Source organism: Paenibacillus whitsoniae, from assembly GCF_003955665.1.
GTDB classification, from domain to species: domain Bacteria; phylum Bacillota; class Bacilli; order Paenibacillales; family NBRC-103111; genus Paenibacillus_E; species Paenibacillus_E whitsoniae.
The window spans coordinates 1-22,414 of the sequence record NZ_RXHU01000066.1 but is presented as its reverse complement, the minus strand read 5'-3'; the positions used below and the strand labels follow the sequence as shown (position 1 = coordinate 22,414).

Genomic DNA, 22,414 nt, shown 5'->3' with positions numbered 1-22,414 from the left:
TAGGGATGATCATTCAAAAAGTGATTGGATGAATTGTCCTTCTTGCTCGGATACGCGCACTAGCGGTAATCTGACTCCACCTGTCTGAATACCTTTCAGCGCTAGCGCATGCTTGATTGGAGCAGGGCTTGGCGCGCAGAAAATGCCGGTAAATACAGGATGAAGCTTGCGATGTAGTTCAGCTGCTTGTTTGATATGGCCTTCCAGATAATACTTTATCATAGATTGCATTTCTTTTCCAATCACATGACTCGCGACGCTGACAATGCCTTCGCAGCCAATGGATAACGCCGGCAGCGTTGCACTGTCATCCCCGCTGTACACGAGGAAGCCAGGAGCCGCATTGTTCAAAATACGTGTCATTTGATCGGTATTCGAGCAATCTTTGGTCGCCACAATGTTCGGCACATGCGAAAGGCGAACCGTCGTATCCGCGTCCAGATTGACGCCTGTACGGCCAGGTACGTTATACAGCATGCAAGGAACATCGACAGACTCAGCAATTGCTTTAAAATGCTGATACAGCCCTTCTTGCGACGGGCGATTATAGTAAGGCGCGACCAGGAGCAAAGCGTCGACACCCAATTTTGCAACTTTTTGCGAGAAGTGGATGGTATGCGCTGTGTCGTTGCTGCCTGTGCCTGCGATAATCTTGCAGCGGCCGCCGGCAACGCGAACAGAAAGCTCAATAAGCTTCAGCTTCTCTTCTTCACTTAGCGTAGGCGATTCCCCTGTTGTCCCGCAAATCACAAGGCTATCGGACTGCTGTTCCTCGATCAAATAATTGACTAATGTTTCTACCTGTCCCCAATTAATCTGCAATTGCTCGTCAAATGGAGTAACCATGGCTGTGACAACTCTTCCAAAACTCACGGTGACGCCTCCTGCTCTATCATGTCATTTGAATAAATGAAATCTTCGATGAAGTGCTCTAACGGATGAGATCATATCTTCGCCCTGGACGAGGACCCAGATGGTGGTATTGGAGTCCGCCGACTGCAAAATGCGTATATCCTCCATCGTCAAGGCCTCGACAATATGCGCCATAATGCCGGGGACACCGTTCATACCGCCCCCGATGACGGATACTTTGGCGCAGCCTTTGGCGAACTTGGGCTCGTAGCCTTGCGCCTCCAAGAGCTTGACAGCTCGCTCTGCTTCATGGTCGAAAACCGTATATATGACCCCCGAAGGGTTCACGTTAATAAAGTCAACGCTGATCTGATGTTGGGCCATCGTCTTGAACACGCGAAGCTGCAGATCAAACTGCCCTTCTACGGCAGACACCTGGATCTGTGTAATGTTCGGAAAATGCGCGATGCCTGTTACGAAACGGTCCTTCACACGACCCGTTTCCGGCGACGCCGGATCGGCTGCTGTTACAAGCGTTCCCGGATCTTTCGTGAACGTAGAGCGCACCCGGATCGGAATATTCGCCTGCATTGCCACTTCAACCGCTCGCGGATGAATCACTTTGGCGCCGTTATGCGCCATATTGCAAATTTCCGTGAAGCTGACCCGCTCCAGGGGCTTGGCATCTTCAACGATTCTTGGATCCGCTGTCAAAATGCCATTGACGTCGGTGAAAATATCGACAATCTCCGCTTTCAAAGCTGCGCCGAGCGCCGTTGCCGACGTATCGCTGCCTCCGCGTCCAAGCGTTGTCAACTCGCCTTCCGTCGTTTTCCCTTGGAAACCGGTCACAATGACGACTTGATCCTGCTCCAAATGAGCCAGAATACGCTCCGGCTGCATCGCCACGATCTGCGCATTGCCATGCGCGTCATTCGTGATGAGTCCAGCTTGCCCACCTGTCAAAACCGTTGAACGAATGCCCTTCTCTTGCAGCAAACTGCACAAAAGCACCGCAGAAATCAATTCTCCGCAGCCCATAAGCATATCGAGTTCCCGCAGAGGCAACCCGTTCCCGTTCTTTCGAACAAGGTCCAGGAGTGTATCCGTCGCATACGGTTCCCCTTTTCTTCCCATCGCAGAAACGACAACGACTAATTTGTACTGTTCTTCTAATGCATCTTGGATATGACTAATTACATGATCTCTTGCTTGTGCGGTGGAAAGCGAAGTACCTCCAAATTTCTGGACAAGAATTCGCATAAATTTCCCCCAATTTCGCCGCTGAGTTTAAGCAGCCTGCTGGATGATTGCCTATTAGCAATATATTCAGCAATGTGTACAGCATGCCAATAGGCACCTGACAGTACGATCTGAAACAATCCACAGAGAGAACCCCTGGACTGCAAAGATCGCTTGAAGCTCAATTTCTTGACGGAGAAACGCCAGCCACTCGTTCATTCAACGGCCAGCTTCTCCCCTTCAAGAAAGACATTCTATGTTAGTAATTAAATCTCTCAATAATCATCGGCTGCAGCTGTTTGCCTTCAAGCGCAGATTCACAAGCCTCCACGATCAAATCCATACGGGCGACCAACGAATTTGGCTTCGCTCCCGGGGCATCTTGACCAAAAGGCACAAAATAAATATTTTTCGTAATCAGCAGCTTTGCAATGTTCATCGCATTCAAACCAAGCCCGTCATTCGTTGAAATTGCCAAAACCAACGGTCTGCCATTTCTCATCTGAGCTTTGGCCGCCATGAGCACAGGGCTTTCCGTCATCGCATTCGCAAGCTTGCTTGTTGTATTGCCCGTGCAAGGTGCAATGACCATGACGTCCAACAACTTGGAAGGCCCAAGCGGCTCTGCATCGACAATCGAGGAAATGATCTCATTCCCCGTAATGTCCTTGAGCATTTGCTGCCAATCGGCCGATTTGCCGAAGCGTGTATCTGTCGTCATCACCGTGTTCGAAACTATTGGAACTACACGTGCTCCCGCATCTACGAATCTCTTGATTTGGGGCATAACCTCTTCCAATGTGCAGTGAGAGCCCGTCAGGGCGTAGCCGACCGTTTTTCCTTGCCAGTTCATTCCACATCGCTCCTGTCTTTGAAGTCTTCCTCGATCAGCTGACTGAGCGTGTTCGCCATGATACGGCCAGCTGTTTTGGGGGCGACGATTCCAGGTAATCCGGGCGCGAGCATCGCTTTAATGCCTCTCTTCTCCGCAAAACGGAAGTCCGTTCCGCCGGGTTTCGAAGCCAAATCGATTATAAGCGCGCGATGTGGGATGTTGGTAATTACTTGTGCTGTGACTATCATAGTCGGAATTGTGTTAAAAAGCAAGTCAATATTCGACACTTCCGAGTATAGATCTTTCGTATAAAAAGGCTGAAAACCCATCTCCCACGCTCTTGCAAAGTGCTCCGGTTTCCTTACGCCAACCTTGACTGTTGCACCTAATCCTTGCAGTGTTTTTGCCATCGTGAAACCGGTGCGGCCGAAGCCAAGCACCATACATACGGAACCGTGAATGGTGATATCCGTGTTCTGAATGGCCATCATCAATGCGCCCTCTGCCGTCGGAATCGAATTGTAAATGGCAATATCATCCCTTTCCAACAATTCGACAACTTCAATGCCGTGCGCTTTGCCAATCTGCTTCAAATAACTTTTCGCCATTCCCGTATACACTTTGGCATGCTTCGGCAACGACGAAAAAAGCTCATCCGTCAAAACCAGCTCTTCGCTGGAGAAAATGGATTCCACATGGCCGGCATCATCCGTGCCTACGACTGGCAATATCAGCACATCGACATGTTGAAAGACGGCGCTATCCAGCTTGGCATGCGTAACCCCGTTAAACTGTCTCCCAAGGTTGTCAAAACCGAGCAACGTCACAGTGGCATCTAGCTCCGTAAATTTCTGAATCACTTCAAGCTGCCGGGCGTCACCGCCCATAATAGCAACCGAAATTCCAGTAAGCATTTCTAGCTTACACCCCTTCCTCGGCCCTTTCGATACGTTATAGTATGCGTTCGCCTAAGGATGGGTGACTTTCTGAATCCGCTCGCTTGAAAAGCAAAAAGAGCATGTCCCCCGGCCGCTTTACGCGGTATAACGGGACATGCTCTTGCTTCACGCTGCAGCTACTGGCGTCAACGGCCGGTGTGGCCGAAACCGCCTGCGCCGCGAGCCGTTTCGGTCAGTTCGTCAACTTCCCGCAACTGAATTTGCGGAACACGCTGGAACACCATTTGCGCAATGCGCTCATTGCGCTGAATCGTGAACGGCTCCTGCCCATGATTGATGAGCAGGACTTTCACTTCGCCGCGATAGTCGGCGTCGATTGTGCCCGGCGTGTTCAGCGACGTGATGCCGTGCTTGAACGCGAGCCCGCTGCGCGGCCGAATCTGCGCTTCCAGCTCATCGGGCATGGCAAGCGCGAACCCGGTCGGAATCAGTTTCCGCTCACCGGGCGCCAGCACGACCGGTTCGGTGACAGCGGCATGCAGATCGAAGCCGCTTGCCGCGTCGGACATTTTTTGAGGAAGCTTCACATCTTCGTTTCCGGGAAGCCGTTTAATTTGAACGTCAAACTCATAGCGAGACAAGCTGATCCCTCCTGAAGCTGTGAATGGCGTTATCCGAGCTGCCGACCATCGACAGCGCAAACGGCGTGCTGAACAGCGATTTCGTGAGTTGGCGAATATGCTCCATCTGCACGCTGTCAATGCGGGCCAACATTTCATCCAGACTGTAGTGCTTGCCGGTCATAAGCTCGTTTTTCCCAAAACGGTTCATCCGCGAGCTTGTGCTTTCCAGACTTAGAATCAAACTGCCTTTGAGCTGTTCTTTACCTTTTTTCAATTCATTGTCCGTCATGCCATTCACGACGATATCATGCAGCAGTTCCATCGTCACATTCAGCACTTCTTCCGTCTGCTTCGGCGCTGTGCCGGTATAGATCGTAAACATGCCGCTGTCGATGTGGGACGTGTGGTAAGAATACACGGAATAAGCAAGTCCGCGCTTCTCGCGGATTTCCTGGAACAACCTGGAGCTCATGCCGCCTCCGATCGCGTTATTCAGCAGCACCATCGGATACAAGTTGTCTTCCTGCAGCGATAAACCTGGAAGTGACAAGCAGATGTGATTCTGCTCTGTCTTTTTGGCATGATAGATCAACTCGCTCAAGAAGTCAGGCGCATGATAGGACGTTTCTTCGCCGGACAGCGCAAAATCGCCAAAATGCTGCTCAATCAGCGCTTTCACATTGTCGTCAATGTTGCCGGCGATGCTGAGCACCGTATTCTGAATGTTATAGTTCGCCTTCATATAAGCGCGCAGATCGTCCGAGTTCATTCGGGACAGGTTTTCTTCTGTTCCCAGAATGGTATAGCCCAGGGAATGCGAGCCGTACGAAGCTTTGGCCAATAGATCATGGACGAGATCATCCGGCGTATCCTCATACATTGAAATTTCTTCGTAGATGACGTTCTTTTCTTTTTCCAGCTCTTCCGTATCGAACGACGAATGAAAGAACATATCCGACAGCACGTCCATCGCGAGCGGCAGATGCTCATCCAGCACCTTGCAGTAGTAGCACGTATATTCTTTGGACGTGAACGCGTTCACGTTGCCGCCAATCCCGTCAAAAATCTCCGCAATATCTTTGGCGGTATGACGCGCCGTCCCTTTGAACAGCATATGCTCAATAAAATGGGAAATCCCGTTCATTTCCTTCGACTCGTTGCGAGAACCCGTCTTCACCCAGATTCCGAACGTCACGGAACGAAATGTAGGAATTTGTTCCATGACGACTCTCAAGCCATTATGCAAGCGATATTTAATCACCCAGGTTCCTCCTCGATAGTAACTCCTAATTTCCCTATTCTCCCATTATACTTCACCAGTCTAACAAAAATGTGCCGTCTCCTCAACTTTGCGGACGTTTTTCGGCTATTTGACGTTCGTCTGTCCTTCTGCCGGGAGGCGTTTGGAGGAGAGCACTTCGGAGACCGTTCCTAATGTCAGCCCTTTGTTTTTAATCGTCTTAATCATTCCCAGCAAAGCATCGCGGGAAGAAGATGTGGGATGCATTAGAATCAGCGTGCCAGGCTCCACATTGCTCGAAAGGCGCTGCAAAATGCGGTCGGCCCCGGGATTTTTCCAGTCGATCGTATCAAACGTCCATAAGACAGTCTGCAGTTGGAATTCCGCGGCCACTTGCACCGTTTCTTGCGAAAAATAGCCGGAAGGCGGGGCAAACAATGTATTTTTGACCCCTAACTGCTTTAGAAGCTCTTCAGTCTTCGAGATTTCCTCCACAGCCTTGCTGCGGGAAATTGTTCGCATATCTTTATGCGAATACGCATGATTGGACAGTTCATGGCCCTCACTAAGAATTTGCTTCGCCATATCCGGATTTTTCCGAAGCCAGGTTCCATCTAAAAAAAACGTCGCATGCACATTTTCTTTACGCAGTGTATCCAACATAGGCGTCAAGTACTCGTTGCCCCAGGCGACATTGATCATAAAAGCAGCCATCGGCTTTTTGGGATTTCCTTTATACACGGGGCTTGGCCCCAAATCCTTTAACTGAATGCTCGGCTCGACTTCTTTCATGACGTAATGTATTTGATTTGGCGAAATCCCGTGTTCCGCCAACTTGAGCGTCTCGTCGATGTCCACTTCAAGCCCGTTGTAGCCTGGAATGGCCTTCCAAACCGGATCGATCTTGGCATTGATCGGCGCTACTCTGCGTTTCGCCGCCTCCTGCGTAATCGTATCAAGCAAGACACTCTGTTTGTCCGAACGAGCCAGTGCAAATACAGGGCGAGCATCGCCACCCTCTCCTGCCCGCTGAGCGGCAGACGAAATCTTTCGATCTGTAATGAATGTGCCAATACCAGGGAGCGCCTGCAACCCGATCAGAACCATAGCAAAAAAACTCCCCATGAGCAGCCATTTTTTATGGAGCATACTTAGGTCCCCTTTCCTCATCTCCTGATTGTTATGCGAAAGAGGACAAGAGTAGAACCTTTGCCTGTCCGGCTCAGCCCTGCCTTATGAAAAAACAAAAAAGAGACAGACTCGTCTGACTCTTTATTCAAAACTATGCATGGCACCTAAGCGCCAATGTTGTTTAGCTTTGTGCTGGAACTTGTGCAGTTAACGTCGCTTTGCGGGAAAGGTTGACGCGGCCTTGGTTGTCGATTTCCGTGACTTTCACCGTAATTTGATCGCCGATGCTCACCACATCTTCTACCTTTGCTACGCGCTCTGTGGATATTTGGGAAATGTGAACAAGCCCTTCTTTCCCAGGCAAAATCTCAACGAACGCCCCAAACTTCTCAATGCGCTTCACCGTACCCAGGTACGTCTCGCCGACCACCACTTCGCGCACGATGCCTTCGATGATGGAACGCGCTTTTTCGTTCATCTCCTGATTGGAGGAAGCGATGAATACGCGGCCGTCTTGCTCGATGTCGATTTTCACGCCGGTTTCTTCAATAATTTTGTTGATGATTTTACCGCCGGCTCCGATGACGTCGCGGATTTTGTCCGGATTGATGTTCATCGTAATAATTTTCGGTGCGTATGGCGACAACGAAGATTTAGGCTCCGTAATGCGCGACAGCATTTTATTCAAGATGTACAGACGGCCTTCCTTGGCTTGCTCGAGCGATTGCTGCAGGATGCTGCGGTTGATGCCGTCGATTTTAATATCCATTTGCAGAGCAGTGATGCCTTGCGCCGTACCGGCTACTTTAAAATCCATATCGCCGAGGTGATCTTCCATACCTTGAATATCGGACAAAATGGAGAAATGGTCCCCGTCTTTGATCAGTCCCATAGCAATACCGGCTACCGGAGCTTTGATCGGCACGCCTGCATCCATCAGCGCCAATGTGCTTGCGCAAATGCTCGCTTGGGACGTAGAACCGTTTGACTCGAGTACTTCGGATACGAGACGAATCGTATATGGGAAGCTCGTTTCGTTTGGAATGATCGGCTCGAGTGCACGTTCGCCGAGTGCACCGTGACCGATTTCGCGGCGGCCTGGCGGACGAAGCGGTCTCGCTTCACCAACACTGAATGGCGGGAAGTTGTAATGATGCATGAAACGTTTGGTTTCCGTCAAGTCCAGGCCGTCCAAAATTTGCACGTCGCCCAGCGCGCCAAGTGTACAAATGCTAAGCGCTTGCGTTTGACCGCGCGTAAACAAGCCGGAGCCGTGAGTCCGCGGCAGCAGGTCAATGTCACACTCGATCGGACGAATTTCATCCAGCTTCCGTCCATCCGGTCTTACTTTATCGTGCGTGATTAAACGACGTACTTCTTCTTTGACGATGTCGTACAGCGTCTCTTTCACGTCACCAAGAAGTTCAGGCGTTTCCGCATACAAAGCTGTAAAATGTTCAACAGCCTCCGCATTCACAATGTCAATCGCTTCTTGTCTAGCATGCTTCTCGGAAATTTTGATCGCATCGATCAGTCTAGCTTGTGCAAACGCGCGAACCGCTTGGTTAACCTCTTCGTTCACCGCGTGCAGCGTCACTTCCATTTTCGGTTTGCCTGCTTCGACGACGAGTTCTTCGATCAAGGCAACGATTTGACGAATCACATCGTGACCGAACATGATGGATTCCAGCACAACCTCTTCGGAAACTTCGTTCGCGCCGGCTTCTACCATCATGATTGCGTCTTTTGTTCCTGCTACAGTCAAGTGCAGGTCACTCTTCTCCGCGACTTCACCAGTTGGGTTGATCACGAATTGGCCATCAACGCGGCCTACGATCACGCCGCCGACCGGTCCATTAAATGGCACGTCCGAAATAGCCAGCGCAGCGGACGTACCGATCATGGCCGCGATTTCCGGCGGGCATTCCTGATCCACACTCATCACGATGGATACGATTTGCACGTCGTTCCGGAAGCCTTCCGGGAACAGCGGACGAATCGGACGGTCTGTCAAGCGGCTCGCCAGAATTGCTTTCTCACTTGGACGACCTTCCCGTTTAATGAAGCCGCCGGGAATTTTACCTACCGAATATAATCTTTCTTCATAGTTTACCGTCAGCGGGAAGAAATCAAGATCCTTCGGTCCGCTGGAAGCCGTCACTGTTGACAGTACGACGGTATCCCCGTAGCGAACGGTGACAGCGGCGTTGGCTTGTTTGGCAAGTCGGCCTGTTTCAAGGATGAACGGCTTACCGCCAAGTTCCATTTGTACCCTTTTCTCCATGTTATCCTCCTAAAGGAATTGATGATCTCAATTCGTATGTAATGACTCCTCTAATTCTGCGCTATGTTTAGTATTTCCTGCTTTTACCGTTTTAAAAATACACAAAGGTATGAAGAAAAAGCAACCTTGTGCTGCTCTTCGCCAAAGCTTTATTCAAGCCCAGCAAAGGAGCAACAGGTTGCTTCTCGTTGTCGGTTTTATCGACGCAAACCAAGCTTCTCGATCAATGCGCTATAACGGTTTACATCTTTGTTCTTCACGTAAGCAAGCAGCTTACGACGTTGACCAACCATTTTCAGCAAACCGCGGCGGGAGTGATGATCTTTCTTGTGTGTGCGAAGGTGGTTTGTCAAGTTAACGATGTTCTCAGTCAGGATCGCAACTTGTACTTCAGGTGAACCTGTGTCCGTGTCGTGTACTTTGTGAGTTTGAATCAGTTGTGTTTTGCGCTCTTGCGTCAATGCCATTGTGTTCATCTCCTAATTTCTTATAGTATCCCCGTAAGCCTAGAAAACGCCGATGAAAGCGACAATCCAAGCCAAGGTTCATGCCAAAAGGATGTTTCCTTCAGGCAACATTGAGTAGTATATCATAATTATCTATGCAAAGTAAATGCTTGCTACAGGTTTTCGGCTAATTTCTGCTTTGCATGCTCGGAATCCCGCTTAATTTGTGCGACGAGCTCATCAAGGGAGCTGAATTTACGTTCGGCACGAAGGAATGAAATGAGTTCGACAGTCACTTTCTCCCCATAGATGTCTTGGGCAAAATCAAACAAGTGGGCTTCATAAGACGGTTTCAGCTCGCCTGTCGTAAAGGTCGGCTTCACACCGATGTTCATAACGCCTAGGTAGGTTGCCCCGCGAACTGTCGCTTTAATCGCGTAAACGCCGTTGGACGGGCTCACATAAGGTTCATCCAGCTGTAGATTGGCTGTAGGGAAACCAAGCTGTCTGCCTCGCTTCTCTCCGTCGACAACAGTTCCCGTTATGCTGTACGGACGCCCAAGCAGATGCGCTACCGAGTCCAAATCCCCTGTCTGCAGCGCTTCGCGAATGCGCGTTGAACTTACTTTTTCTCCATTCATATGAAAAGGTCTCACCACTTCAACTGAAAATTTGCCATGGCTAAGCTCACAGAGCGTATCCGGCGTCCCTTTACCTTGAAAGCCAAACGTAAAGTCAAAGCCGCAAATGACACTCTCTACACCAAGCTTCTCCAACATGTCAGACACAAACAGCTCCGGCGAAAGCCGCATCAAGGAAGCGTCGAATGTGACCACATAGGCATGATTGACACCCATCGACTCGAAAATTTCCATTTTCCGCTCCAGCGGCGTAAGCGCCGCTTCATACTTACCTTGCCCCATTACGGCCCGCGGATGCGGGTGAAAGGTCATAATGGCGGACGGAAGTCCAAGCTTCTCCGCCGTGCTGAGCGCACGTCCGATCACTTCTTGATGGCCTAAATGCACACCGTCAAAATCGCCGATCGCGACAACTTGCTTCCCCTCGAAAAAGCCGACTTCATCCATATTCAAGGGATATGCGATTGGTACAATTTTCATTAAGAGAGTTCACCTACCCGTTTCAACCCGTCCCTGGACGTCAACATCAGAGAAACACTTTGGCCGGGACCAAGACACGGTTTTTGCTATGCCATTCGTACAATCCCAAAAACCGTGCATCCGGCGCATACGCGCGATAAAGCGGTGTGGGATTGTCTTTCACTTGCTCAATTCTTGCGCTATCCAAGCGCACATGCTTGCCCTGCTGAGCGCTCACGGACTCTTGCTCCGTCAACGAAACGCTTGGCAAATGTGCAATCGCTTGATCCATAGGAATCATGCGCTGCTCCAATGTCCCATCTGCCTTCATCTGCTCGATTTGCTCGAACGTATAACATTGCTCTTTGCGGATATTGCCGGTTGAAGTACGAATCAAACTGGCCATCGTTGCCGGGTACCCGAGCGCCCTTCCAATATCGACGCAAAGCGTTCGTATGTACGTTCCTTTCGAACAGAGGGCCCGAAAACGAATGACAGGATGCTGCGCGGCGAGATCCATCTCGAGAACCTCAATCTTGTAAATCTTCACTTTTCGCGCTTTACGCTCCACCTCTTTACCTTCGCGCGCCAGCTCATAAAGGCGCTTGCCGTCAACTTTGACAGCCGAGTACATCGGAGGCACCTGCTCGATTTCTCCAACGAAAGATTGAAGCGCCGAGCGGACCTGCGTCTCCGTCAACTTCACTTCCGCGACTTCCTCCAAAACGGTTCCCGTCGCGTCCTCCGTGTCGGTTGAGACACCGATCCGCAGCTCTGCTTCATACTCTTTCGGCAAATCCTGAATAAACTCGACCATACGAGTTGCTCGTCCCAAGCAAAGCGGCAGCACTCCTGTAACTTGCGGATCCAGCGTTCCCGTATGACCGACGCGTTTCATCCCAACGATGAGTCTGACTTTGGCTACGACATCGTGCGAGGTAAAGCCCGCCGGCTTCCATACAGGCAATATGCCTTCTACCGTCATATCAGCTTGCTCCCTACTTCTTGGATCATTTTCACAACAGCATCTTCCAGCGTACCGTAAACCGTGCAGCCGGAAGCTCTGACATGTCCGCCTCCGCCAATGGATTGCGCAATCGCAGCGACGTCGACATGCCCGGATGAACGCAAACTAACTTTGATGACCCCGGGCGCTTTTTCTTTGAAGAGCATGCCAACCTCGACACCTTCCACATTACGCGGGTAGTTGACGAGCCCGTCCAAATCCTCTGATGAGGCACCGGTCAGCGCCAGATCGTCCAAGGAAACCGCAAGCCAAGCGATCCTCCGATCGTAGGCAAAGGAAAGCGTGGACAGCGCTTTTTGCAAAAGCACGATTTGCGGATACGTCATGCGCTCAAGCACTTGCTCCGCAATGTCCGAGCCCTGAACACCCAGTGCGAGCAGCGAAGCGCCGATTTGAAGCACTTCTGGTGACGCATTGGAGTAACGGAAACCGCCTGTATCCGTCAGCAGACCGGTATAAATGTATTCACCGAACGTTACCGTCGGCTTCAGCTTCATGTACAGCGCCAGATCGTACAAAATTTGCACGGTTGCCGCGGCATCGAATTTGAGCAAATGGCACGTTCCGAAGTAATCATTCGTCGGATGATGATCGATGTTCAGCAACTGCACATCTTCATCAAAAAGAGTGCTGACCCTTCCGATTCGGGAGAAATCAGCACAATCCACACTTATGACCGCTTTGTATAGACGATCAGACGGATGATCTTTTAATTCGAGGCAAGTTTCACTCTGTTTCAAAAAGGAAAACTTGGAGGGCATAGCGCCCTCGTTAATCAAGGTGAACGATTTGCCCAATTGGGTTAACATCCACCCCGTCGCGTACGTTGAGCTGGCCGCATCCCCATCCGGTTGAATGTGGGATACGACCAGGAAATCATCATGCTGCTCGATAAAGGCGGCAGCCAAAGCAAGCTGCCGGTCATACTCGGTGGCATGGTTCATTCCATCACTCATACGTTCGGATTTCCTTCCTGATTGATTTTATGAAGCAGCGAATCAATGTGGCTGCCATAGTCCATGGAACTGTCAAACTTAAACTGCAGATCCGGTACTTTCCGAAGACGAATCCGTTTGCCAAGCTCAGAGCGAATGTAGCCGGAGCCGGCATTCAGCGCCTTTAAGCTCGCAGCCTTCTCCTCATCCGTTCCCAGCACGCTTAGGAAAACGCGCGCTAAGGATAAGTCGTTCGTGACCTCTACACCCGTCACCGTCAAGAATCCGATGCGCGGATCCTTAAGCTCGGACTGCACAATCTGACTCAGTTCTTTCTTGATTTGCTCACCTACGCGGCCTACGCGAACTCTAGCCATGCGTTATCACCTCTCCACAGATTCCATGATGAAGGCTTCAATAATGTCGCCCTCCTTAATATCATGGTATTTCTCCAGAGATATACCGCACTCGTAGCCTTGAGCAACTTCTTTTTGATCGTCTTTGAATCGTTTCAAAGAATCGATCTTGCCTTCGTGCACGACAATGCCGCTGCGGATCAGGCGCATTTGCGCATTCCGGGCGATTTTGCCGTTGGTAACCATACAACCCGCGATAACGCCGGCGCCGGTAATTTTGAAGACGTTGCGTACTTCAGCCGTACCGATAACGACTTCTTTGAAGACCGGATCCAGCATGCCTTTCATCGCTTGCTCGATTTCTTCAATCACGTTGTAAATGATGTTGTGCATACGGATATCAACTTTTTCCTGATCTGCTGTCGCTTTCGCGGCAGGCTCCGGACGCACGTTGAAGCCGATAATGATCGCATTGGATGCGGACGCCAGGGTGACATCCGTTTCCGTAATCGCGCCAACGCCATGGTGGAGGATTTTAACGCGAACGCCTTCCACTTCGATTTTCTCGAGCGAGCTCTTCAGCGCTTCAACCGAACCTTGAACGTCCCCTTTAATGATCACGTTCAGATCTTTGATTTCGCCGTCTTTAATATGTTTGAACAGGTCATCCAGCGTGACGCGGGAATTCGCTGACATTTCGGATTGACGCAGCTTGATCGAGCGGCGGTCTGCGATATCTCTCGCTTTGCGCTCGTCTTCGTAAGCAAGGAATGGATCCCCCGCTTGCGGAACCTCGGTTAGACCCGTAATTTCTACTGGAGTTGACGGTCCAGCTTCTTTCACGCGCTTGCCTTTGTCATTGACCATCGCTCTGACACGACCGAAACATACGCCCGCTACGAAGCTGTCCCCGACTTTCAGCGTACCGTGTTGAATGAGTACGCGAGCCACCGGACCGCGGCCTTTATCGAGCTCAGCCTCGATAACGGTTCCTCTTGCACGTTTGTTCGGGTTCGCTTTGAATTCTTGTACTTCGGCAACGAGCAAGATCATTTCAAGAAGGTTTTCCAGGCCAATACGCTGTTTTGCGGAAATTTCGCAGAAAATCGTCTCGCCGCCCCACTCTTCCGGTACAAGCTCATAAGCGGTAAGCGCCTGTTTGATTTGATCCGGATTCGCGCCTTCTTTATCGATCTTGTTGACCGCTACGATAATCGGCACGTTAGCCGCTTTCGCGTGGTTGATCGCTTCTACGGTCTGCGGCATAACGCCGTCATCCGCAGCTACGACGATAATTGTAATATCCGTTACTTGTGCGCCGCGGGCACGCATCGTTGTGAACGCTTCGTGACCAGGCGTATCGAGGAACGTAATTTTCTTCTGATTGACTTCCACTTGGTACGCACCGATATGCTGCGTGATGCCTCCGGCTTCGCCTTCGGTTACGCTCGTTTTGCGGATCGCATCCAGAAGCGTCGTTTTCCCGTGGTCGACGTGTCCCATAATGGTGACGACCGGCGGACGCTCAAGCAGATCAGCTTCATCATCGACTTCTTCGAACGTTTCAAAGTTGTCTTCTTCGACTTTGATCTTAATTTCCACTTCAACGCCGAATTCGGACGAAATCAGTTCGATCGCTTCCAGATCGAGCTCCTGATTAATTGTTGCCATCGTACCGAGCATCAGAAGCTTTTTGATGACTTCGGAAGCATCTTTATGAAGCAATTTTGCCGTTTCCCCTACAGTCATTGTACCGCGAACGATAATTTTCTTCGGCGTATTGTCGATTTTCTCTTTCTTCACCGGTTCCGGTTGGTAACGACCGCGGTTGCCGCGCTGATTCCCTTTGAAGCCGCCTTGACTCCGGTTGCCGCCTTGACGGTTGTCGTCAAAACGCTTCGGTGAAGGCTTGGATTTCTTCGTCGTAATAACCCCAGCGCGTGCCGCTGCATCATCAAGCTCCGCTGCGCTGGCGCCCACATGGAATTGCGGCTTTGCTTCCTGAACAACAGGTCTGCCGCTTTGGTTATGGTTACGGCTCTCGTATGGCTTGTTCTGCCGATTAGGGCCGGCACCGCGGTTAGGACCTTGCGGACGACCGGTTGATGCCGCAGGCGTCACGCTCGGGCTCGGTGCGCCGCTCGACGCCGGGCGTGAACCTTGAAAGCCGCCGCCGCCTTCTCTGCGCGGACCGGAATTCCCGCCGCCTTGACCGCCTTGGTAGTTCCCTTGGCCGCCGCCGGAGCGTTGATTGTTATAACCGCCGCCGCCGGATGGACGGTTCTCGCCGGAACGGAACGGAGGACGGTCGCCAGTACGCTGACCACCTTGACCAGATCCTTGGCCGCCTTGACCTTGATAGCCGCTGCCGGAACGGTTGCCGCCTTGGCCCTGATACCCGCCTGTACGCTGACCGCCCTGACCGGAGCCTTGCGGACGTCCGCCTTGCCCTTGACCTTGATAGCCGCCAGAACGCTGGCCGCCTTGACCGCCGGAACGATTGCCTTGATAATTGCCTTGACCGCCGGAACGCTGATCGCGTCCTTGATAATTGGAACGTTCATTGCTGGGGGACGACTGCCCTTGTGAAGCGGAAGTACCGCCTGTAGCAGTCTGTTGGCTGGATGTCTCGGAAGCAGTCGGCTTCTGAGCCGCTGCTGCACCTTTATTCTCTTGTGCTTGAGCCTGCGATGCAGGATTCTGATTCGTCGTTGTTGAACTCACATTTCCTCCGTCCGTAGCTGCTCGCTTGGCAGCCGCATTGGCTTTAATATCTCTAAAAAACTTTTCAACCGAGTTTACCGCATCATTTTCCATAACGCTCATATGGTTGTTAACAGGAATATTGAGACGTTTGAGAATCGTAATAATCTCTTTGCTGCTCATATTGAGCTGCTTGGCGTATTCATATACGCGGGTTTTATTGTCTTTATTATCTTGATTATTGGTCAATATGTTTCACCTCCGCAGGAATTTCTTGACTCTTCTGCAGCATCTGCGCGAAGCCTACGTCCGTAACGCCGATGGTGACACGCATTTCCTTCCCAATGCTGCGACCCAACTCGAATTTCGTCCCCGTTTCCATGAGAGGCACCCCATAAAACTGACACTTATCCTGAAACTTCTTCCGCGTATTGGCAGACGCATCGGCTGCCATGACAACCAATTTGGCTTCTCCCGAGCGAATGGCCTTCAATACGCCTTCGTCGCCGGTGACAAGTTTGCCTGCCCGCATCGCAAGTCCCAGTTGATTCAGCAGCTTAGGATTCATCTTCGTCGTCCCCCTCCGCTTTAGAAGCGAGGAACTCGTCTTCCACCCGAATAAAGTCTTGTTCGAGCTGATCGTAAATATCAGGCCCCACCGTATGCTTGAGCGCACGATCCAGGGCTTTGCTCTTCTTCGCTAGTTTAAAACACGAAACTTTCCCGCACAGGTAGGCGCCGCGCCCGGACTTCTTCCCTTTCAGGTCAATGAGAATGTCATCCTCAGGCGTCTTAACGACGCGGATAAGGTCCCTCTTCGGCATCATTTCCTGACAGGCTACGCATTTTCTCAGAGGGATTTTTCTCTGCTTCATTACGCTCACCCCTTGCTTCCGGCACTTCCTTAGTCAATGCTTACGGAATCCTGATGCATTTCTCCAGTATACGTTTTCGCTCTGCCGAATTCTTGCTCGGCTTGCGTCTCGCTCTTGATGTCGATTTTCCAGCCCGTCAGCTTGGCAGCCAGCCGCGCATTCTGACCTTTAATTCCGATTGCAAGCGAAAGTTGATAATCAGGTACGATAACGCGCGCCATCTTCTCACTCTCGTGAATTTGAACTTCCAGCACTTTGGAAGGGCTCAGCGCATTCGCCACATACTCTTCCACGCTTTCCATCCAGCGGACGATGTCGATCTTCTCGCCCCGAAGCTCTGTCACGATCGTTTGAACGCGAAGTCCTTTCGGACCGACGCAGGAGCCGACCGGATCAACCTCAGGATTGCGGGAATGCACGGCAATTTTGGAACGGAAGCCCGCTTCGCGCGCTACGGAACGAATTTCTACAACGCCGTCGAAAATCTCCGGCACCTCAAGTTCGAAAAGACGCTTGAGCAGCCCCGGATGCGTTCTCGACAGCACAATTTGAGGCCCTTTTGTCGTATTTTCCACTTTGGTAATATACGCTTTGATACGGTCTCCCTGTTTGAACTTGTCGGTTGGCATGAGCTCCGTCAGCGGAAGCACCGCCTCCACCTTGCCCAAGTCCACATAGATGTTGCGTTGATCTTGGCGCTGAAGAATACCGGTCACGATATCCTCTTCCTTGTCAATGAACGCATTGTAGATCAAGCCGCGCTCCGCTTCGCGAATCCGCTGCGTGACAACCTGCTTCGCCGTTTGCGCGGCGATGCGGCCGAAGTCGCGAGGTGTCACTTCAATCTCCACAATATCTTCCATTTGATAGTTCGGATTAATTTCACGTGCTGCATCAAGCGAAATTTCCAGACGCGGGTCAAGCACATCTTCCGTTACGGTTTTACGCGCAAAAACTTTAATGAGACCCGTGTTCCGGTTAATATCCACGCGCACATTTTGTGCCGTATTAAAATTGCGCTTATAGCTGGAAATCATCGCCGCTTCGATGGCGTCGATCAATAACTCCTTCGAAATCCCTTTCTCACGTTCAATTTCCGACAGCGCTTCGATAAAATCTGAATTCATTTGAACTGAGTCCCCCCTTTCAATAAATGCAATCCTAAAAGACAATCGCCAGGCGCGCGCTTGCCAGTTTGGCAGCCGGAACACTGACTTTCTTTTTGCCGAATTCGATAATGAGCGTTTCTTCATCATAGGACAGCAAGCGTCCTTCGAACTCTTTGGCGCCGTCGATCGGCTCGTAGGTCGTCACAAAGACATGACTGTTTACGGCTTTATAAAAATCTTGCGGCTTCTTAAGCGGACGTTCCGCCCCAGGCGAAGAAACTTCCAGGAAATACGCATCCGGAATCGGATCTTTCTCATCCAGCTTCCCGCTTAAAAATTCGCTGATGCGGCCGCAATCATCTATATCAATACCGCCTTCTTTGTCAGCATAGACACGAAGGAACCAATTGCTGCCTTCCTTGACATACTCGACATCCACGAGCTCAAATCCGTTGTCCTCGAAATATTGCTTCAGCATGTCCTCAATAATGGATTTGATTTGCCCTTGCGTAGCCAATGGCCATGACCCTCCTAAATTCGACTTTCTCTCGATGCACCCGAAAAAGTCCTATATCAAAATGTAAAGAGTGGGTTGCCCCACTCTCTAATCACAAGATGATAATCCTCATTATTGCCAAGAAAAATTATACCATAACCTTGTTTTGCATTACAATAGCAAACTTGTAAACGATTTTCACTTGACAGGGGTTAGAACAAGGACAATTGATTCGACTCCGGCAAACCGCGGAAGCAGCCCATGCTGTTTAACATTTCGATGACGGTTTTGGACGCCTTCGACCGATTCTGGAAATCCTCGATAGAGAGGAAATCGCCGCCTTCTTCCTTCGCGGCCGCAATGTTCTTCGCCGCGTTCTCACCGATGCCGGACAGTGCGGCAAACGGTGGGATCAGCGAATCACCGTCGATGATGAACTTTGTCGCATGTGAGCGGTAAATGTCGATCGGCTTGAAACTGAAGCCGCGAGCCGTCATTTCCAGCGCCATTTCGAGAATCGAAATCATCGCTTTTTCTTTCGGCAGCGCCTGGAAGCCCTTCTCCTCGATCTCGATCAGCCGCTTCAGAATTGCATCGTAGCCTTGACACAGCAGGTCCAAATCAAAGTCCGCCGCCCGAACGCTAAAATAAGTCGCATAGTAGGCAATCGGATGGTACACCTTGAAATACGCGGTACGCACCGCGGAAATAACGTAAGCGGCGGCGTGAGCTTTCGGGAACATGTACTCGATGCGCTCGCAGGATTCGATGTACCACGCCGGCACGTTGCAGCGCTTCATCTCTTCCTTCCACTCGTCTGTGAGCCCTTTCCCTTTCCGCACGCTTTCCGTAATTTTAAACGCCAGGCCTGCATCCATGCCGGCCTTATAAATCAGATAGAGCATAATATCGTCACGACAACCGATAACCGTCTTAATGTTGCAGATGCCTTTCTTGATCAGCTCCTGCGCATTGCCAAGCCAAACACCTGTTCCGTGCGACAATCCCGAAATCTGCAGTAAATCGGCAAACGAACTCGGCTGCGTCTCTTGCAGCATCTGGCGCACGAATTTTGTCCCCATTTCGGGAACGCCATACGTGGCTACCGGGGAGCGAATTTGCTCCGGCGTCACGCCGAGCGCTTCCGTCGAGGAGAAAATACTCATCGCCTTCGCATCGTTCATCGGCAAGGTCGTTGGATCGATGCCCGTTAAATCCTGCAGCATCCGCATCATGGTCGGATCGTCGTGTCCCAGAATATCGAGTTTGAGCAAATTCGCGTCAAAGGCGTGGTAATCGAAGTGCGTGGTCATCCACTCGGAATTTTTATCGTCGGCCGGGAATTGCACCGGGGTAATGTCGTCGACTTCCATATAATCCGGCACGACGACGATCCCGCCGGGATGCTGGCCCGTACTCCGCTTGACGCCCGTACAGCCGGCAGCTAAACGATTAAGTTCGGCGCCGCGCCATTTCGCGCCGATTTCCTCTTCGTATTTTTTCACGAAGCCGAATGCCGTCTTCTCCGCTACTGTACCGATCGTTCCGGCACGGAATACACTCTTTTCGCCGAACAGAACTTTCGTGTAGTTGTGCGCCACAGGCTGATATTCGCCGGAGAAGTTAAGGTCAATATCGGGAACTTTGTCCCCTTTAAAACCAAGGAACGTTTCGAACGGAATGTCATGCCCGTCGCCTTTCATCGGCTCGCCGCAGTTCGGACAAACTTTGTTCGGCAAGTCGAATCCGCTCGGCACACTGCCATCCAGGAACCATTCGCTGTGCTGGCAGCTGTAGCAAATGTAATGCGGCGGCAGCGGATTAACTTCGGAGATGCCGAGCATCATCGCAACGACGGATGAGCCTACGGATCCCCGGGATCCTACAAGGTAGCCGTCCGCATTCGATTTTTTCACGAGTCGTTCAGAGATGAGATAGTTCGCGGAGAAGCCGTATTTGATGATCGGCACAAGCTCTTTTTCAAGCCGCGCCACGATCACTTCCGGCAGCTCTTCGCCGTAGATGCTTTTCGCCGTATTGTAGCACGTCGTCCGAATTTCATCGTCTGCGCCTTCAATAATCGGTGTAAACAATTTGTCCGGGAACAGCTCGATCACTTCGAAGCGGTCCGCCAGCTCGTTCGTATTGCGAATGACAACCTCATGCGCTTTTTCATCGCCAAGGAACATAAACTCCTGTAGCATTTCCTTCGTCGTCCGAAAATGTGCATCAGGCTTTTTGGTGCCCTTGAGCGGACTAAAGCCGGTAATCCCGTTAATCGTAATGTCACGGCACACTTTTTCTCGCGGATGCAGGTAGTGCACGTTGCCTGTCGCAATCACTGGCTTGCCGGTTTTGGCTCCGATTTCGCACACACGGCGGACGGCGTTTTCCAGGTCTTCGGCGCTTCCGACGAGCCCCTTTTCGACCAGATGCATGTTATAACTGACGGGTTGAATCTCCAGAATATCGTAGAACTCAGAAACCTGTTCGGCTTCCTCGATCGATTTGTTAAGCACAGCCTCGAAAAACTCACCTTTTTCGCAACCGGAGGTAATGAGAAGCCCCTCTCGATGCTCGACGAGCACACTTTTCGGAATCGTTGCGGAACGTTGCAAATAAGTTGTATGAGATAATGAGATCAGTCTGAATAAATTTTTCTTGCCCACCGCATTCTGTGCATAAATACAGCAGTGGAACGGACGCTGATTCGATAAGTCCTTACCGACATAATCGTTGAGTTTCGCCAAGGAGACGATTTGCCGATCATAGGCCTCATTAATCAAATGAAATAAAACGAAGCCCAGCGCAATCGAATCGTCGATCGCACGGTGATGATTGTCAAGGCTAACCTTGAACTTGTCCGAGAGTGTGTTCAATCGGTGATTTTTCATAGCCGGGAACAGGAATCGAGCAAGCTCCAGCGTATCGAGTACGGGATTATTCACTTCCGGCAGTCCCATGCGCTTCAGGTTTGCCTGCAAAAAGCCCATATCGAAGCGCGCGTTATGCGCAACCAAGATGCTGTCGCCGACAAATTCAATGAACTTTGGCAGCTCTTCTTCGATATCCGGCGCATCCGCGACCATTTCATCCGTAATGTTCGTAAGTTGTTGAATGTTGTATGGAATTCGTTCATGCGGATTAATAAACGTTGCAAACCGGTCGATTTCTTTCCCGTCCTGCATTTTGACGCCGGCGAGCTCGATAATTTTATTATTCGTCACCGAGAGCCCCGTCGTCTCCACGTCGAAGATGACATACGTGCCTTGCTTCATTTCGATATCAATCGGATTCATGACAATTGGAACGGCATCGTTCACGACATTGGCTTCTAGGCCGTAGATAACTTTAATACCGTGTTTTTTCGCCGCTTTGCCCGCATCCGGGTAACACTGAATGTTGCTGTGGTCGGTAATCGCAATCGCTTTATGGCCCCATTTGGCAGCCGTCTTCACGAGCTGGTCCACAGGAGTCAAAGCATCCATCGTGCTCATATTCGTATGCAGATGGAACTCGACCCGCTTCTCCTCGGCATCGTCCATGCGGTCCTTCGGCGCCATGACTTCCGTCAAGTCGTTCGGAATCATAACCAGCTCAGGGACTTGCATAAAGCGGTCATACTCGACTTTCCCTCTGGCGCGCACCCACGTCCCGTTCGACAGAAGGCTGAGGATCTTGACGTCTTCCTTCGTCTTCGCGAACATCTTCATCGCCATGGAATCCGTAAAATCGGTGAGGTTAAAGGAGAACAGCGTATTGCCGTTCCGCAGTTCCTTGACTTCCAGGCCGAAAACCGTTCCTTGCACGGTAATTTTCTTTTCTTCTTCCTGAATGTCTTTGAGCGGCGTCGGAACCTCTTTGATTTCGTAGCCCATGACCAGCTTCAGCTCGTCATCCGAAACGAGGGTATCTTCTTCCTCCATCTCAATCGACATCATGATTTCTTGCGTGAACGATTTTTCCCCTTCAGCGCGCTGTTTGGCGAACTTCTCATACTCCGCTTCGGTTTCCGACGCATCGCTGAGCGAATACTTCACAGATAATTCCGTTTGAAAATAGTTATGAAAAAAGTTCCTGATATACATGTCGATGTTTTTCTTCCGAGCCAGTTCAAGCCCGATGTTATCGAGCAACATCAATGATACCTGCGTACCCTGCACGTCAACTCTCGCCTTGGCCATCCACCCGTTAATGGACGGAACTTCCCGTTGCAGCCACTCCATGAAGAGGCTCCAATACTCGGCAACCAGGCGATCCG

General features: G+C 50.9%; 19 protein-coding genes. All 19 read right to left on the bottom strand.

Annotated features, from left to right (window positions below; all coding sequences use genetic code 11):
* Positions 1–9: 9 nt before the first annotated feature.
* Positions 10–873, bottom strand: a complete 864-nt coding sequence (gene dapA / locus EJQ19_RS21040) for a 4-hydroxy-tetrahydrodipicolinate synthase (protein WP_126143212.1) — start codon at positions 871–873, stop codon at positions 10–12.
* A 24-nt stretch (positions 874–897) separates the two neighbouring features.
* Positions 898–2,115 (bottom strand): aspartate kinase, encoded by a 1,218-nt coding sequence (dapG, locus tag EJQ19_RS21035; protein ID WP_126143211.1) that lies wholly within the window; start codon positions 2,113–2,115, stop codon positions 898–900.
* A gap of 238 nt (positions 2,116–2,353) precedes the next feature.
* Complete coding sequence (locus EJQ19_RS21030; RefSeq protein ID WP_126143210.1) at positions 2,354–2,947, bottom strand: dipicolinate synthase subunit B; 594 nt, start codon at positions 2,945–2,947, stop codon at positions 2,354–2,356.
* A complete protein-coding gene (gene dpsA / locus EJQ19_RS21025; RefSeq protein ID WP_126143209.1) occupies positions 2,944–3,843 on the bottom strand; it encodes a dipicolinate synthase subunit DpsA in 900 nt (299 codons plus the stop codon). The genes EJQ19_RS21030 and dpsA overlap by 4 nt, the downstream gene beginning before the upstream one ends.
* A gap of 170 nt (positions 3,844–4,013) precedes the next feature.
* Positions 4,014–4,469, bottom strand: a complete 456-nt coding sequence (gene dut, locus EJQ19_RS21020) for a dUTP diphosphatase (RefSeq protein WP_126143208.1) — start codon at positions 4,467–4,469, stop codon at positions 4,014–4,016.
* Positions 4,456–5,712: a M16 family metallopeptidase gene (locus EJQ19_RS21015; RefSeq protein ID WP_126143207.1), complete on the bottom strand. Its 1,257-nt coding sequence runs from the start codon at positions 5,710–5,712 to the stop codon at positions 4,456–4,458. Before EJQ19_RS21015 ends, dut begins: the two co-directional genes overlap by 14 nt.
* Before the next feature lie 105 nt (positions 5,713–5,817).
* The gene (locus EJQ19_RS21010; RefSeq protein WP_126143206.1) at positions 5,818–6,840 is read right to left on the bottom strand and encodes a polysaccharide deacetylase family protein; all 1,023 of its coding nucleotides are present in this window, start codon (positions 6,838–6,840) and stop codon (positions 5,818–5,820) included.
* 163 nt (positions 6,841–7,003) lie between these two features.
* Positions 7,004–9,106, bottom strand: coding sequence for a polyribonucleotide nucleotidyltransferase (locus tag EJQ19_RS21005; protein WP_126143205.1), 2,103 nt, complete (start codon positions 9,104–9,106; stop codon positions 7,004–7,006).
* A gap of 197 nt (positions 9,107–9,303) precedes the next feature.
* Positions 9,304–9,573 carry a 30S ribosomal protein S15 gene (gene rpsO / locus EJQ19_RS21000; RefSeq protein ID WP_126143204.1) on the bottom strand — a complete coding sequence of 90 codons (270 nt, stop codon included), beginning with the start codon at positions 9,571–9,573 and terminating at the stop codon, positions 9,304–9,306.
* Positions 9,574–9,725: 152 nt separating this feature from the next.
* Positions 9,726–10,673, bottom strand: coding sequence for a bifunctional riboflavin kinase/FAD synthetase (locus EJQ19_RS20995; RefSeq protein WP_126143203.1), 948 nt, complete (start codon positions 10,671–10,673; stop codon positions 9,726–9,728).
* A gap of 46 nt (positions 10,674–10,719) precedes the next feature.
* Positions 10,720–11,637, bottom strand: a complete 918-nt coding sequence (gene truB, locus EJQ19_RS20990; protein ID WP_126143202.1) for a tRNA pseudouridine(55) synthase TruB — start codon at positions 11,635–11,637, stop codon at positions 10,720–10,722.
* Positions 11,634–12,635: a DHH family phosphoesterase gene (locus EJQ19_RS20985; RefSeq protein WP_241243019.1), complete on the bottom strand. Its 1,002-nt coding sequence runs from the start codon at positions 12,633–12,635 to the stop codon at positions 11,634–11,636. The genes truB and EJQ19_RS20985 overlap by 4 nt, the downstream gene beginning before the upstream one ends.
* Positions 12,632–12,991, bottom strand: coding sequence for a 30S ribosome-binding factor RbfA (rbfA, locus tag EJQ19_RS20980; RefSeq protein WP_126143201.1), 360 nt, complete (start codon positions 12,989–12,991; stop codon positions 12,632–12,634). The genes EJQ19_RS20985 and rbfA overlap by 4 nt, the downstream gene beginning before the upstream one ends.
* A gap of 6 nt (positions 12,992–12,997) precedes the next feature.
* Entirely contained in the window at positions 12,998–15,922 is a 2,925-nt protein-coding gene (gene infB / locus EJQ19_RS20975) for a translation initiation factor IF-2 (protein ID WP_126143200.1), read from the bottom strand.
* Entirely contained in the window at positions 15,912–16,241 is a 330-nt protein-coding gene (locus EJQ19_RS20970; RefSeq protein WP_126143199.1) for a L7Ae/L30e/S12e/Gadd45 family ribosomal protein, read from the bottom strand. The genes infB and EJQ19_RS20970 overlap by 11 nt, the downstream gene beginning before the upstream one ends.
* Positions 16,231–16,548 carry an RNase P modulator RnpM gene (gene rnpM / locus EJQ19_RS20965; protein ID WP_126143198.1) on the bottom strand — a complete coding sequence of 106 codons (318 nt, stop codon included), beginning with the start codon at positions 16,546–16,548 and terminating at the stop codon, positions 16,231–16,233. The genes EJQ19_RS20970 and rnpM overlap by 11 nt, the downstream gene beginning before the upstream one ends.
* A gap of 29 nt (positions 16,549–16,577) precedes the next feature.
* The gene (gene nusA, locus EJQ19_RS20960; RefSeq protein ID WP_126143197.1) at positions 16,578–17,675 is read right to left on the bottom strand and encodes a transcription termination factor NusA; all 1,098 of its coding nucleotides are present in this window, start codon (positions 17,673–17,675) and stop codon (positions 16,578–16,580) included.
* A 34-nt stretch (positions 17,676–17,709) separates the two neighbouring features.
* The gene (gene rimP / locus EJQ19_RS20955; RefSeq protein WP_126143196.1) at positions 17,710–18,174 is read right to left on the bottom strand and encodes a ribosome maturation factor RimP; all 465 of its coding nucleotides are present in this window, start codon (positions 18,172–18,174) and stop codon (positions 17,710–17,712) included.
* 191 nt (positions 18,175–18,365) lie between these two features.
* A partial coding sequence (locus EJQ19_RS20950) for a PolC-type DNA polymerase III (protein ID WP_126143195.1) occupies positions 18,366–22,414 on the bottom strand: 4,049 nt, incomplete at its 5' end.